Below are 12,971 nucleotides of genomic sequence, written 5' to 3'. Positions count from 1 at the left end.
TGGCGCGCCTCCGCGTCTCGGCGGCATGAGCCGCCGGGGCGCTTCGCGCCCTTCTTCTTCCTCCTCATCGACCCCGATCGGCAGGCACCATGGCTGACCCCAAGGGCTTCCTGAAGACGCGCGAGCGGGAGCTCCCGCCGCGGCGTCCCGTCTCCCTCCGCCTCATGGACTGGAAGGAGGTGTACGAGCAGCAGGAGTCCGGCGAGCTGCGCCGGCAGGCCGGCCGCTGCATGCAGTGCGGCATCCCGTTCTGCCACCAGGGCTGCCCGCTCGGGAACCTCATCCCCGAGTGGAACGACCTGATGCACCGCGGCGAGGGCCGCCTCGCCATCGAGCGGCTCCACGCGACGAACAACTTCCCGGAGTTCACGGGCACCCTCTGCCCCGCGCCGTGCGAGTCGTCCTGCGTGCTCGGCATCAACCAGCCCGCGGTCACGATCAAGCAGGTCGAGGTCTCGATCGTCGACCAGGCCTTCGAGCGCGGCTGGGTGCAGCCGCACCCGCCGCAGCGGCTCACGGGCAAGACCGTCGCCGTCGTCGGGTCCGGCCCCGCCGGCCTCGCCGCCGCGCAGCAGCTCACCCGGGCCGGGCACACCGTCGCGGTCTACGAGCGCGACGACCGCATCGGCGGCCTGCTCCGCTACGGCATCCCCGAGTTCAAGATGGAGAAGTCGCGGCTCGACCAGCGGCTGAACCAGATGATCGCCGAGGGCACCCGCTTCCGCGCGGGCGTCGAGATCGGCAAGGACATCGCCTGGGACGAGCTGCGCCGGCGGTACGACGCCGTCGTGGTCGCCACCGGCGCGCTCGTGCCGCGCGACCTGCCGATCCCCGGGCGGGACCTCGACGGGATCCACTACGCCATGGAGTACCTGGTGCAGGCGAACAAGGCGGTCGCGGGCGACGACGTGCCCGGCCAGATCACCGCCGAGGACCGCCACGTCGTCGTCATCGGCGGCGGCGACACCGGCGCGGACTGCGTCGGCACCGCCCACCGCCAGGGCGCCGCGAGCGTGACGAACCTCGCGATCGGCCGGCAGCCCCCGGCGACCCGCAGCGACTCGCAGCCGTGGCCGATGTCCCCGACGGTGTTCGAGGTCTCGACCTCCCACGAGGAGGGCGGCCACCGCGAGTTCCTCGCCTCGACCGTCGAGTTCGTGGACGACGGAAACGGCCGCGTGCAGTCCCTGCGCGTCGCGGAGACCGAGTACCTCGACGGCCGCCGCGTGCCGCGCGCCGGCACCGAGCGCCTCATCCCGGCGGACCTGGTCCTGCTCGCGATGGGCTTCACCGGCCCGGAGCAGGACGACCTCGCCGGCCAGCTCGGCGTGCCCTTCGACCAGCGCGGCAACCTGTCGCGCGACGACCGCTTCCAGACCTCGGAGCCGGGCGTGTTCGTCGCGGGCGACGCGGGCCGCGGGCAGTCGCTGATCGTGTGGGCGATCGCCGAGGGGCGCAGCGTCGCCGCCGAGGTGGACGCGTACCTGGAGGGCCGCACCGAGCTGCCCGCCCCGGTGCGGCCGACCGACCGCGCCATCGCGATCTGACCCTCCGCCGGTTCGTCCCCGTCCGCGTCATGCGGCTAGCCTCGACCCGCACCACCCGCCGCACCGAAAGCTGGAACCGCACCGCATGAGACGCGCCAAGATCGTCGCCACGCTGGGCCCCGCCACGTCGAGCCTCGAGAACATCCGAGCCGTGATCGACGCCGGCGTCGACGTCTGCCGGATGAACCTCAGCCACGGCAGCTACGAGGTCCACGAGGCGGTGTACCGCAACGTCCGCGAGGCCTCCGACGCCTCCGGCCGCGCGGTCGGCGTCCTGGTCGACCTGCAGGGCCCGAAGATCCGGCTCGGCCGGTTCGCGGACGGCCCGCACGAGCTCGCCGAGGGCGACGTCTTCACGATCACGACGGAGGACGTGCTCGGCACGAAGGAGCTCGTCGGCACGACGTTCAAGGGCCTGCCGCAGGACGTCAAGGCGGGCGACTTCCTCCTGATCGACGACGGCAAGGTCCGCGTGCAGGTCATCGACACCGACGGCGTGCGCGTGCGCACCCGCGTGGTCGTCGCCGGCACGGTCTCGAACAACAAGGGCATCAACCTGCCCGGCGTCGCGGTGAACGTGCCGGCGCTGTCCGACAAGGACGAGGCCGACCTGCGCTGGGGCCTCGAGCTGGGCGCCGACCTGATCGCGCTGTCCTTCGTCCGCAGCCCGGACGACCTCACCCGCGTGCACGAGATCATGGACGAGGTCGGGCGCCGCGTGCCCGTCATCGCGAAGATCGAGAAGCCGCAGGCGGTCGAGCACCTCGAGGCGATCATCGACAGCTTCGACGGCGTGATGGTCGCCCGCGGCGACCTCGGCGTCGAGCTGCCGCTCGAGCAGGTGCCGATCGTGCAGAAGCAGGCGTGCGAGATCGCCCGGCGCCTCGCGAAGCCCGTCATCGTCGCGACGCAGATGCTCGAGTCGATGATCTCCTCGCCGGTGCCGACCCGCGCCGAGACCTCCGACGTCGCGAACGCGGTGCTCGACGGCGCCGACGCGGTCATGCTCTCGGGCGAGACGAGCGTGGGGGAGTACCCCGTCGTCACCGTCTCCACCATGGCCCGCATCGTCTCCTCCACGGAGGAGCACGGCCTCGAGCGCATCAAGCCGCTCGGCACGAAGCCCCGCACCCAGGGCGGCGCGATCACGCTCGCCGCAGCCGAGGTCGCGGACTTCGTCGGCGCCAAGTACCTCTGCGTCTTCACCGAGTCGGGCGACTCCGTGCGCCGCATGGTGCGCCTCCGCTCCCAGATCCCCGTGCTCGCGTTCACGCCCGAGCCCGGCATCCGGTCGCGCCTCGCGCTCAGCTGGGGCGTCGAGACGTTCCTCGTGCCGCGCGTCACGACGACGGACGAGCTGATGCACCAGGTCGACGACGTGCTGCTCGGCATCGACCGCTGCTCGCGCGGCGAGAAGGTCGTCGTCATCGCCGGGAGCCCTCCCGGCATCGCGGGCTCGACGAACGACGTGCGCGTCCACGTGATGGGCGACGCGATCGGCGGCGCCGCGCCCGCCTACCAGCGCCTGGTCTGAGGTCCACGGTGGCCGAGACGTACCCCGTGTCCGTCTCGGCCGGCACGCTCCGCGAGGACGAGCCGCTGTTCGTCTCGCCCCATCGCTGGACGGAGGGCGGCGTCAGCGTGCGCGGCGCGTTCACCGGCGCGCACCTGCTGCACGTCGCGGTCGGCGGCTGCGTGCTGAACGACGTGTACCGCGAGGCGGAGGACGCGGGCGTCGACGTGCTCGGCGTGCGCGTCGCGGTCTCCGGCGGCTTCGACCCGGCGACGTGGGCGTCGACCGGCGTCGCCTACGTCGTCGAGGTCGATGCGGCCGCGGACGACGCGGCCGTGGCTGCGCTGCTCGACCGCGTGGAGGCGGTCGCGGAGATCCCGAGGGCGCTGACCCGCGGCACGGCGGTCAGGCGGCTGCGCTGATCGCGCCGCCCCGCGCCGCTGCCCGCTGGTCGAGGTGCGAGCGAAGCGATGGGCCCCACGGCCGGTGTTCCCGGGCGAGGGACTCGAGACCACTCCTTGGGGTCGGGATCGCTGTACCGGTGGTGGGACTCGAACCCACATGCCCTCACGGACAGCGCATTTTGAGTGCGCCGCGTCTGCCGTTCCGCCACACCGGCCGGTGCGCCTCCATACCCTAGGCTCTCGGACGTGGCAGAGACCGTTTCCAACGCGCCTCGCCGCGTCGTCGTCGCGGAAGACGAATCCCTGATCCGTCTCGACATCGTCGAGATCCTGCGTGACAACGGATTCGACGTCGTGGGCGAGGCCGGCGACGGCGAGACCGCAGTCCAGCTCGCGACCGAGCTCCGTCCCGACCTCGTCGTGATGGACGTCCGCATGCCCCAGCTCGACGGCATCAAGGCGGCCGAGCGCCTCACGAAGGACCACGTCGCGCCCGTCGTGCTGCTCACCGCCTTCAGCCAGAAGGAGCTCGTCGAGCAGGCGACCGAGGCCGGCGCGCTGGCCTACGTCGTGAAGCCCTTCACGCCCGCCGACCTGCTGCCCGCGATCGAGATCGCGCTCGCCCGCTACGCCCAGATCGTCGCCCTCGAGTCCGAGGTCGCCGACATGGTGGAGCGCTTCGAGACGCGCAAGCTCGTCGACCGCGCCAAGGGCCTGCTGAACGAGAAGATGGGCCTGACGGAGCCGGAGGCGTTCCGCTGGATCCAGAAGGCGTCGATGGACCGCCGCCTGACGATGCACGACGTCGCCGCCGCGGTCATCGAGCAGCTCTCCGCCCCCAAGAAGTAGCCCGCACCCCGCGTCGCGCGGTCGTCCTGGCGTCGCGCGGTCGGCATGCGGACCGCGCATCGCCGCGGTGACCGCGCGACGCGGGGGCGTGTCAGCGCGCGTCGCGGAGCAGGTTCGTCATCCGCACCGTCGAGCAGCGGTTGCCCGCCTCGTCGCGGATCACGGTCTCGTGGGTGCAGAGCGTGCGGCCGAGCACGAGCGCCTCGCAGGTCGCCGTGACGAAGCCCTCCGTGACCGAGCGGCTGTGCGTCGCGTTGATCTCGATGCCGACGGCGTAGCGGCCGGGGCCCGCGTGGATCGCGGAGGAGACGCTGCCGAGGCTCTCGCCGAGCACGACGTGGGCGCCGCCGTGCAGGAGGCCGACGACCTGGCGGTTCCCCTCGACGGGCATCCGCGCGACCGAGCGGGTCGCCGAGAGCTCGAGGAACTCGATCCCCATCCTCACGGCGAGCTCGCCGCCGCGAGTGCCGACGAGGCGCTCCACGAGCTCCGGGTCGAGGTGGTCGGGGAGCTGCATCGGGGCCTCCGGGGGCGCTCTGGGAGCGTCGGCGGCGCTCACTACGCTGGCATCATGCCCGACGCCTCGAAGCCGACGCTCCTCGTGGTGGACGGGCACTCGCTCGCGTTCCGCGCCTTCTACGCCCTGCCGGTCGACAGCTTCACCACCTCCGACGGCCAGCACACGAACGCGATCCACGGCTTCCTGTCGATGCTGCTGCTCCTGCTGCAGAAGGAGCGCCCGAGCCACCTCGCCGTCGCCTTCGACATCTCCCGCTTCTCGTTCCGCAACCGCGAGTACCCGGAGTACAAGGGCACGCGCAGCGAGACGCCGCCGGAGTTCAAGGGCCAGATCCCGCTGCTGCAGGAGGCGCTGAAGGCGATGAACGTCGCCTCCGTCACGAAGGAGGACTTCGAGGCGGACGACATCCTCGCGACCCTCTCCGTGCAGGGCCGGGAGCAGGGCTACGAGGTGCTCGTCGTGTCGGGCGACCGCGACTCGATCCAGCTCGTCAACGAGGACGTCACCCTGCTCTACCCGTCGGTCCGCGGCGTGAGCGAGCTCACCCGCTACGACGTCGCGAAGGTGAACGAGCGCTACGGCATCGAGCCGTACCAGTACCCGGAGATCGCCGCGCTCGTCGGCGAGACGAGCGACAACCTGCCCGGCATCGACAAGGTCGGCGAGAAGACCGCCGTCAAGTGGATCAAGCAGTACGGCTCGCTCGAGAACCTGCTCGAGCACCGCGACGAGGTGAAGGGCGTCGTCGGCGACAAGCTCCGCGAGCAGTGGGAGAACGCCGCCCGCAACCGCCGGCTCAACCGGCTGCTCACCGACGTCGAGCTGCCGGTCGGCCCCGGCGACCTCGTGCGGCGACCCATCGACGAGGACGCGGTCCGCACGGTCTTCAAGCGCCTCGAGTTCCGCACCCTGCTCGACCGCGTCCTGAAGCTCGAGGGCGGCGGGGTCTCCGGCTCCGCGCCCGAGGCGGAGGAGGACGCCGACGCGGCACCGCCCGCGCCCGCGCCGCAGCAGCTGCTCGACGAGGAGCTGCAGGGCTGGTTCGACCGCATGCGCGCCGCCCATCCCGAGGGCCTCGGCCTGCAGGTGGAGACGCAGGGCGGTCGCGTCGTCTCGATCGGCGTCGCCGGCGCGGAGGAGACGGTCGACCTGCCGTGGCAGCCCGACCGGGCCGACTACGCCCCGCTCGAGGGGTGGCTGGCGGACCCGACCGCGCCGAAGCTCCTGCACGACGCCAAGACGCAGCTGAAGGCGCTGTCGGCGAGCGGGCTGATGCTGCGGGGCACGGCGTTCGACACGCTGCTCGCGGGCTGGCTGCTGCGCCCGAGCGGGCAGGAGAAGACGCTCGCCCAGGTCGTCGACCGCTACCTGCAGGAGCGCCTGCCCGAGGCGGACCCGAACCAGCTCGTCCCCGACGTCGGCGGCGGCAGCCCCGCGCCGACGCACGCGTGGTACGTGCTGCGCGCCGCGCACGTGCTGCGGGAGGGCCTCGACGACCGCACGCTCCAGGTCCTCGTCGACATCGAGCTGCCGACGCTCGAGGTGCTCGCCCGGATGGAGTCCTCGGGCGTCGCGGTCGACGCCGTCGCGCTCGACGCGCTGAACACCGAGCTCTCGACCCGCATCGCCGAGCTGGCGGACGAGGCCTACGCCATCGTCGGCCACGAGCTGAACCTCGGCTCGCCGAAGCAGCTGCAGGAGGTGCTGTTCGGCGAGCTCGGGATGCCGGGGACCCGGCGCACGAAGACCGGCTTCTCGACCGACGCCGACTCCCTCGCGGACCTGCAGGCCTCCCACCCGCACCCGTTCCTCGACGTGCTGCTGCAGCACCGCGATGCGTCGAAGCTCCGCCAGATCATCGAGACGCTGCAGCGCGGCATCGCGGAGGACGGCCGGATCCACACGACCTACGTGCAGACCGGCACGACCACCGGGCGGATCTCCTCGAACGACCCGAACCTGCAGAACATCCCCATCCGCGCGGAGGAGGGCAGGCGGATCCGCGGCGCCTTCGTCGCGGGGGAGGGCTACCCGACCCTGCTCACCGCCGACTACTCGCAGATCGAGATGCGGATCATGGCGCACCTCTCGGAGGACGCGGGCCTCATCGAGGCGTTCCACTCCGGCGAGGACCTGCACCGCTTCGTCGGCTCGCGCGTCTTCGGCGTCGACCCCGGCGACGTCACGCCGTTCATGCGCACGAAGGTCAAGGCGATGTCCTACGGCCTCGCGTACGGCCTGTCGGCGTTCGGCCTCTCGCAGCAGCTGCGCATCGACCGCCGCGAGGCGGAGGACCTGATGCAGGGCTACTTCGAGCGCTTCGGCGGCGTGCGCGACTACCTGCGGAACGTCGTGGAGCAGGCCCGCGTCGACGGCTTCACCGAGACGATCTTCGGCCGCCGGCGCCCGTTCCCGGACCTGAACAGCCCGAACCGGGTGCTGCGCAGCAACGCGGAGCGCGCGGCGCTGAACGCGCCGATCCAGGGCACGGCCGCCGACATCATGAAGATCGCGATGATCGGCGTCGGCCGGGACATGGCGGAGCGGGAGCTGCGCTCCCGCCTGCTGCTGCAGGTCCACGACGAGCTCGTGCTCGAGGTCGCGCCCGGCGAGGAGGACGAGCTCGGCGCCATCGTCGAGTCCCGGATGCGCGACGCGGCGACGCTCCGCGTGCCCCTCGAGGTGCAGGTCGGGACGGGTCACGACTGGGACGCCGCCGCCCACTGACGGGGTGCCCCGGCAGCGGGTCGAATCGTGATCGCGTCGTGGTTGACACGATCAACGTTTCGGACTTGGATGCAGTCGGCCCGGGACTTCCGGGGCTGATGGAACTCGCTGCATCCGCACATCGGACTCGCTACAAAGGGGTAACAAGGACAATGTCCGCATTCACGCCGACCGTGACGGGCACCGGCCCGCGCGCGGCGATCCAGCGCTTCGGCGCCTTCCTCGCAGGCATGATCATGCCCAACCTGGGCGCGTTCATCGCCTGGGGCCTGATCACGGCGCTCACCATCGAGAACGGCTGGGTGAACCTCATCGCCCGCGCCTGGTTCGGGCTCGGCCCGAAGGACGTGACGTCCTTCTCGTCGACGGTCTCGACCGTCGTCGGGCCGATCATCGTCTTCCTGCTGCCGATCCTGATCGGCTACACCGGCGGCCGCCTGGTCCACGGGCAGCGCGGTGCCGTCGTCGGCGCGATCGCCACGATCGGCGCCGTCGTCGCCCCGGTCGCGCTCCAGATCGCTCCCGCCGGCCTGCCCGTCCCGAAGGACATCACGGGCCTCGGCCCCAACTTCCTCGCCGGCTTCATCATGGGCCCGCTGACGGCGCTCGTCCTGAAGCTGTGGGACCGCCTGGTCGACGGCAAGCTCGCCTCCGGCTTCGAGATGCTGGTCGACAACTTCTCCGCCGGCATCATCGGCGGCGCGTTCGCGGTCATCGGCATCTACGTGCTGGGGCCGATCATCATCGCGATCAACACCGGCCTCGGCGCCGTCGTCGACTTCCTCGTCGAGTCCGGGCTGCTCCCGCTCGCGTCGATCATCGTCGAGCCGGCGAAGGTGCTGTTCCTGAACAACGCGATCGGCAACGGCGTGCTGGTGCCCCTCGGCACGCAGCAGGCCCAGGGCGGCGGCACGTCGATCCTGTTCATGATCGAGTCGAACCCCGGCCCGGGCCTCGGCATCCTCGTCGCCATGTGGCTCTTCGGCCCGCGCGCCGTGCGTCCGACCGTGCCGTCCGCGATGATCGTCCACTTCCTCGGCGGCATCCACGAGATCTACTTCCCGTACGTGCTCATGAAGCCGATCCTCGTCATCGCGACGATCGTCGGCGGTGCCGCGGGCGTGCTGACCTTCGTGCTCCTCGGCGGCGGCCTCATCGCCCCCGCCTCGCCGGGCTCGATCATCGCCTACATCCTCGTGTCCGCCCCGGGCACGATCGTGGCGAACCTCATCGGCGTCGTCATCGCCGCCGGTGTCTCGTTCGTCGTCGGCATGCTCCTGCTCGGCTTCGGCCGCAACGAGCGCACCGCGATGGACCTCGACGAGGCCAACGCGCAGAACGCCGCGAACAAGGGCCGGAAGACCGCGGTCGCCGGCGCCTGATCGATTCATCGAACACTCGGGGCGGGGGCATTGCTCCCGCCCCGAGCGCGTTGAGGACGATGTGCGGGGAGCACCCCGAGTGTGCCCCAGCACGGGTGAAGTAGGGTCGGCAACGACCGGAGCGAAGGAGCGGAAGTCGATGACCACGATCGATGGGTCGAGCATCAAGAAGCTGATCGTCGCGTGCGACGCGGGCATGGGCAGCAGCGTCATGCTGGCCGGTCAGCTGAAGAAGCAGTTGAAGAAGAGCGGCGTCGTGGTCGAGCACTCGCCCGTCGCGCACATCCCGCAGGACGCGGACGTCGTCGTCACGCAGGCGGGCCTCGCCGATCGCGCGCAGGGCGTCGTCCCCGACGTGCCGGTCGTCCCGTTCCAGCTGTTCCTGGGCGACCCGAAGGTCGCGAAGATCGTCAAGGCGATCCAGGACGGCACGACGGTCGAGGTCTGAGCCATGGCCGACGCCGCACTCACGTCCCTCCTCGCCGAGGACTCCATCCGGCTGGACGCCGTCGCGAGCGACCGCTTCGACGCGGTGCGCCAGTGCGGCGCGGCGCTCGTCGCCGCGGGCGCGGTCGACGAGTCCTACGTCGACGCGATGATCCAGCGCGAGAACACCGTCTCGACCTTCGTCGGGGAGGGCGTCGCGATCCCGCACGGCACCCTCGCCGGCAAGGAGTCCGTGAAGCGCGACGCCCTCGTCGTGCTCCGGTTCCCGGACGGCGTCGACTGGGACGGCAACGCCGTCTCGGTCTGCGTCGGCATCGCGGCCGCGGGCGGCGGGCACATCGCCCTGCTCTCGCAGCTCGCCGAGATCCTGCTCGACCCGGACAAGGCCGAGCAGCTCCGGAACGCGACGAGCGCCGAGCAGGTCTACACCCTGCTCACGCCCGACGAGGACGACGACTGACCCGACCGGGCTCCCGCCCGCCCACCTGAACCAAGGAGCACCATGCCTGAGCGCACCGTTTCCATCGCATCGAGCGTCGGCCTGCACGCGCGGCCGGCGTCCCTCTTCAGCCAGGCCGCGGCCAAGGCGGGCGTGCCCGTGACGCTGACGACCAAGGCCGGCAAGAGCGTCAACGCGGCGAGCATCCTCGGGATCCTGTCGCTCGGCATCGGCCACGGCGAGGAGGTCACCCTCTCCGCCGACGGCGACGGCGCGGACGCCGCGCTCGACTCGCTGGTCGAGCTGCTGTCGACGGACCTCGACAAGGAGTAGCGGGCAGGTGCCCTCGTCGGAGGGGCCCGGCGCCGGACGGCGCCGGGCCCCTCCGACGTCTCAGGCGACCAGCCCCACGGGGCCCGCGGCCGACAGCGGCACGGTCTCGGTCGCGAGCGTCGCGAGGTCGACCCGGGTCACGGTCTCCGCGGGCAGCGGCTCCCAGCCCGCGATGTCGAGGCCGCTCGACGCGAACTGGGTCGAGCCGTCCTCGCCGCGCCGGGATCGCATGAGGTAGTACGCGTCGACGTGGTGGCGGGGGAGCAGGTCGGCGGGGATGCCGCTCGCGGCGAAGACGCCGTGGGGGATCGGCACGTCCTCGCTCGCGTGCACCGCGAACAGCTCCGTGCCGGTCAGCAGCAGCGCGTTCAGGCTGCGGTGCGGGTAGGCGATGCGCAGCGCGGCGACGGTCTCGACGAGCGCGTCGAAGGTGCTCGCGCCCCGGGCGACCAGGGTCCGGACGGCCGCGAAGTAGCGCTCGCTGTCGGTCGTGCCCTCGAGCGTCGCGCGCTGCTCGGCGCCGATCAGCCGCTCGATCGGGCCGGCCGGCTCGAGGGAGCCGTTGTGCGCGAACGCCATCCCGTCGGCGAGGAAGGGGTGGGTGTTCTCGGTCGAGCAGGCGAGCCCCATCGTGGCGAGCCGGAGGTGCACGATGCGGGCGGTCGACGCGCCGCTCGCCAGGGTCTCCTCGAGGTCGGCGTCGCCGACCGCCGTCGCCGGCCGCACGTGCCGGCGGATCGCGCCGTGCTCGTCGCGCCACGCGGTGCCCCAGCCGTCCCGGTGCAGCCGGGCCATGTCGGTGAAGACCTGCCGCTGCCCGCCGCCGAGCACCGCTTCGACGGTCGCGGGCACCGGGGAGGCGGAGCCGAGCAGTCGGCACATGTGTCGTCTCCAAGCGCGCGTCGGGGTGGACCAGCGACACCCTTGACGCCGGCGGGCTACTGCGGCCACGGTACGCCGGGCCGCGTTGCACGCGTGTAACGACGCGCAACACTGCCGCCGGGTACACGGGATGCGGACCCGGCCCCGCCCGGTCGGCACCGGCTACCGTCGCCGCATGCAGGCAGGCAGGACCCCGACCGAGATCGACCGCATCGCGGAGGAGTGGATGGACGCCTCCGTCGCCCTGCACCCGGAGCAGGCGGTCCACCTGGGCCGGCCGGGCTTCGACGGCCGGTACGCGGACTGGTCGCCCGACGGGCTGGCCGCGGACGACGAGGCGGAGCGCGCCGTGCTGCGCCGCCTCGCCGCGGCCGAGGCCGTCGACGAGGTCGACGCGGTCACGAAGGCCGACCTGACGCGGGAGCTCGAGCTCTCGGTCGAGCAGCGCGAGGCCGGGCTGCCGCTGCGCGACGTGAACAACATCGAGTCGCCCGTGCAGGGGATCCGCGACGTGCTCGACCTGGAGCCGACCGCGACGGAGGAGGACTGGGCGCGGATCCGCACGCGGCTCGCGAACGTCGCCGGCGCGCTCGCCGGCTACGAGGAGCGCCTCCGCCTGGGCGTGCGGACCGGTGCGGTGCCGGCGCGGCGGCAGGTCGCGCTGGCGGCCGACCAGGCCCGGGAGTTCGCCGGTCCCGGCGGCACCTTCGCGTCGCTCGCCGCGCAGGCGGCCGAGGCGGGCGTGCCCGCCGCGCTCGCCGAGGAGGTCGCCGCCGCGGGCCGGTCGGCCGCGGAGGCCTACGAGCGCCTCGCCGGCGTGCTCGAGACCGAGGTGGGGCCGGCAGCGCACGAGGCGGACGCCGTGGGGCGCGAGCTGTACGCGCTGCAGTCCCGCCGATTCCTCGGCGCCGCCGTGGACCTCGACGACACCTACGAGTGGGGGCTCGCGGAGCTCGGCCGGATGGCGGCCGAGCAGGAGGCGGTCGCGCAGCGCATCGTGCCGGGCGGCACCGTCGAGGACGCGATCGCCGCCCTCGAGGAGGACCCGGCGCAGCGCCTCGACGGCACCGCCGCGCTGCAGGCGTGGATGCAGCGGCTGTCCGACGCCGCGGTCGAGGAGCTCGGGCGCACCCACTTCGCGATCGAGGGCCCGGTGCGCACCCTCGAGTGCCGCATCGCTCCGACGCACTCGGGCGTCATCTACTACACGCCGCCGACCGACGACTTCTCGCGGCCGGGCCGGATGTGGTGGTCCGTGCCGGAGGGCGTGGAGCGCTTCACGACCTGGCGCGAGACCACGACCGTGTACCACGAGGGCGTGCCCGGGCATCACCTCCAGATCGCGACCGCGCTGACGAACCGGGACCTGAACACGTGGCGCCGGAACGCCGGCACCTCGGGCTACTGGGAGGGCTGGGCCCTCTACGCCGAGCGGCTGATGGAGGAGCTCGGGTACCTCGACGACCCGGCCGACCGGCTCGGGATGCTCGACGGGCAGCGGATGCGGGCGGCACGCGTCGTCATCGACATCGGCCTGCACCTCGGCAAGCGCGACCCGGACGGCGCCGTCTGGACGCGCGACTCGGCCCTCGAGCTGTTCCGCCGCCACGTGCACATGGACGACGCGATCCTCCGCTTCGAGGTCGACCGCTACTGCGGGTGGCCCGGGCAGGCCGCCTCGTACAAGGTGGGCCAGCGGATCTGGGAGGAGCTCCGCGCGGAGTCCGCGCTCCGGGCCGGCGACGGCTTCGACGTGAAGGCCTGGCACCGCCGCGTCCTGCTGCAGGGCGGCATGGGGCTCGACACCCTCCGGACCGCCCTGCTCGGCTGAGCGGACGCCCTCCCCGTGTCGGGGGAATGCGGGTAGACTGCTGGATCGCGTGCGCGACCGCTCGGCCGCCGCTCGCACCAGGCCTCCGGACGGCGCC

The 12,971-nt window shown here is 72.4% G+C and carries 12 protein-coding genes and 1 tRNA gene; 10 read left to right on the top strand and 3 right to left on the bottom strand.

Translation table 11 applies throughout. The features are described from left to right. Positions 1-89: 89 nt before the first annotated feature. The 3 genes from D1781_RS10845 to D1781_RS10835 all read left to right on the top strand — a co-directional run bounded on the left by D1781_RS10845 (position 90) and on the right by D1781_RS10835 (position 3,482). Positions 90-1,547, top strand: a complete 1,458-nt coding sequence (locus D1781_RS10845; RefSeq protein WP_119482310.1) for a glutamate synthase subunit beta — start codon at positions 90-92, stop codon at positions 1,545-1,547. Positions 1,548-1,632: 85 nt separating this feature from the next. Continuing rightward, entirely contained in the window at positions 1,633-3,081 is a 1,449-nt protein-coding gene (pyk, locus tag D1781_RS10840) for a pyruvate kinase (RefSeq protein ID WP_119482309.1), read from the top strand. 8 nt (positions 3,082-3,089) lie between these two features. Beyond that, entirely contained in the window at positions 3,090-3,482 is a 393-nt protein-coding gene (locus tag D1781_RS10835; protein WP_119482308.1) for an OsmC family protein, read from the top strand. A gap of 114 nt (positions 3,483-3,596) precedes the next feature. On the opposite strand, the gene D1781_RS10830 is transcribed toward D1781_RS10835, so the two are convergent. After that, positions 3,597-3,679: transfer RNA gene (locus D1781_RS10830), tRNA-Leu, on the bottom strand. A gap of 31 nt (positions 3,680-3,710) precedes the next feature. Here D1781_RS10830 and D1781_RS10825 point away from each other — a divergent pair. Continuing rightward, the gene (locus tag D1781_RS10825; RefSeq protein WP_119482307.1) at positions 3,711-4,313 is read left to right on the top strand and encodes an ANTAR domain-containing response regulator; all 603 of its coding nucleotides are present in this window, start codon (positions 3,711-3,713) and stop codon (positions 4,311-4,313) included. A gap of 91 nt (positions 4,314-4,404) precedes the next feature. Here D1781_RS10825 and D1781_RS10820 read toward each other — a convergent pair whose 3' ends face one another. After that, positions 4,405-4,830 carry a PaaI family thioesterase gene (locus D1781_RS10820; protein WP_119482306.1) on the bottom strand — a complete coding sequence of 142 codons (426 nt, stop codon included), beginning with the start codon at positions 4,828-4,830 and terminating at the stop codon, positions 4,405-4,407. A 54-nt stretch (positions 4,831-4,884) separates the two neighbouring features. Here D1781_RS10820 and polA point away from each other — a divergent pair, with 54 nt between their 5' ends. The 5 genes from polA (at position 4,885) to D1781_RS10795 (ending at position 10,161) form a co-directional block, all read left to right on the top strand. Beyond that, positions 4,885-7,560 (top strand): DNA polymerase I, encoded by a 2,676-nt coding sequence (gene polA / locus D1781_RS10815; protein WP_119482305.1) that lies wholly within the window; start codon positions 4,885-4,887, stop codon positions 7,558-7,560. A 152-nt stretch (positions 7,561-7,712) separates the two neighbouring features. Continuing rightward, positions 7,713-8,942: a PTS transporter subunit EIIC gene (locus tag D1781_RS10810; protein WP_119482304.1), complete on the top strand. Its 1,230-nt coding sequence runs from the start codon at positions 7,713-7,715 to the stop codon at positions 8,940-8,942. 139 nt (positions 8,943-9,081) lie between these two features. After that, positions 9,082-9,390: a PTS lactose transporter subunit IIB gene (locus tag D1781_RS10805; RefSeq protein WP_119482303.1), complete on the top strand. Its 309-nt coding sequence runs from the start codon at positions 9,082-9,084 to the stop codon at positions 9,388-9,390. 3 nt (positions 9,391-9,393) lie between these two features. Next, positions 9,394-9,849, top strand: coding sequence for a PTS sugar transporter subunit IIA (locus D1781_RS10800; protein WP_119482302.1), 456 nt, complete (start codon positions 9,394-9,396; stop codon positions 9,847-9,849). A 42-nt stretch (positions 9,850-9,891) separates the two neighbouring features. Then, positions 9,892-10,161, top strand: a complete 270-nt coding sequence (locus D1781_RS10795; protein ID WP_119482301.1) for an HPr family phosphocarrier protein — start codon at positions 9,892-9,894, stop codon at positions 10,159-10,161. A gap of 60 nt (positions 10,162-10,221) precedes the next feature. Here D1781_RS10795 and D1781_RS10790 read toward each other — a convergent pair whose 3' ends face one another. Then, a complete protein-coding gene (locus D1781_RS10790; RefSeq protein ID WP_119482300.1) occupies positions 10,222-11,043 on the bottom strand; it encodes a class II glutamine amidotransferase in 822 nt (273 codons plus the stop codon). Between the two features lie 175 nt (positions 11,044-11,218). Between D1781_RS10790 and D1781_RS10785 the strand changes: the two genes are divergently transcribed. Beyond that, a complete protein-coding gene (locus tag D1781_RS10785) occupies positions 11,219-12,874 on the top strand; it encodes a DUF885 domain-containing protein (RefSeq protein WP_119483194.1) in 1,656 nt (551 codons plus the stop codon). The last annotated feature ends 97 nt before the right edge of the window (positions 12,875-12,971 follow it).

This window comes from Amnibacterium setariae, from assembly GCF_003581425.1.
Lineage (GTDB): Bacteria > Actinomycetota > Actinomycetes > Actinomycetales > Microbacteriaceae > Amnibacterium > Amnibacterium setariae.
This window is presented reverse-complemented; position numbering and strand designations above follow the sequence as displayed.

Coding starts and splice junctions, on each gene's coding strand:
- D1781_RS10845 (WP_119482310.1), top strand. CDS start 90: ATGGCTGACCCCAAGGGCTTCCTGAAGACGCGCGAGCGGGAGCTCCCG.
- pyk (WP_119482309.1), top strand. CDS start 1,633: ATGAGACGCGCCAAGATCGTCGCCACGCTGGGCCCCGCCACGTCGAGC.
- D1781_RS10820 (WP_119482306.1), bottom strand. CDS start 4,830: ATGCAGCTCCCCGACCACCTCGACCCGGAGCTCGTGGAGCGCCTCGTC.
- polA (WP_119482305.1), top strand. CDS start 4,885: ATGCCCGACGCCTCGAAGCCGACGCTCCTCGTGGTGGACGGGCACTCG.
- D1781_RS10810 (WP_119482304.1), top strand. CDS start 7,713: ATGTCCGCATTCACGCCGACCGTGACGGGCACCGGCCCGCGCGCGGCG.
- D1781_RS10805 (WP_119482303.1), top strand. CDS start 9,082: ATGACCACGATCGATGGGTCGAGCATCAAGAAGCTGATCGTCGCGTGC.
- D1781_RS10800 (WP_119482302.1), top strand. CDS start 9,394: ATGGCCGACGCCGCACTCACGTCCCTCCTCGCCGAGGACTCCATCCGG.
- D1781_RS10795 (WP_119482301.1), top strand. CDS start 9,892: ATGCCTGAGCGCACCGTTTCCATCGCATCGAGCGTCGGCCTGCACGCG.
- D1781_RS10790 (WP_119482300.1), bottom strand. CDS start 11,043: ATGTGCCGACTGCTCGGCTCCGCCTCCCCGGTGCCCGCGACCGTCGAA.
- D1781_RS10785 (WP_119483194.1), top strand. CDS start 11,219: ATGCAGGCAGGCAGGACCCCGACCGAGATCGACCGCATCGCGGAGGAG.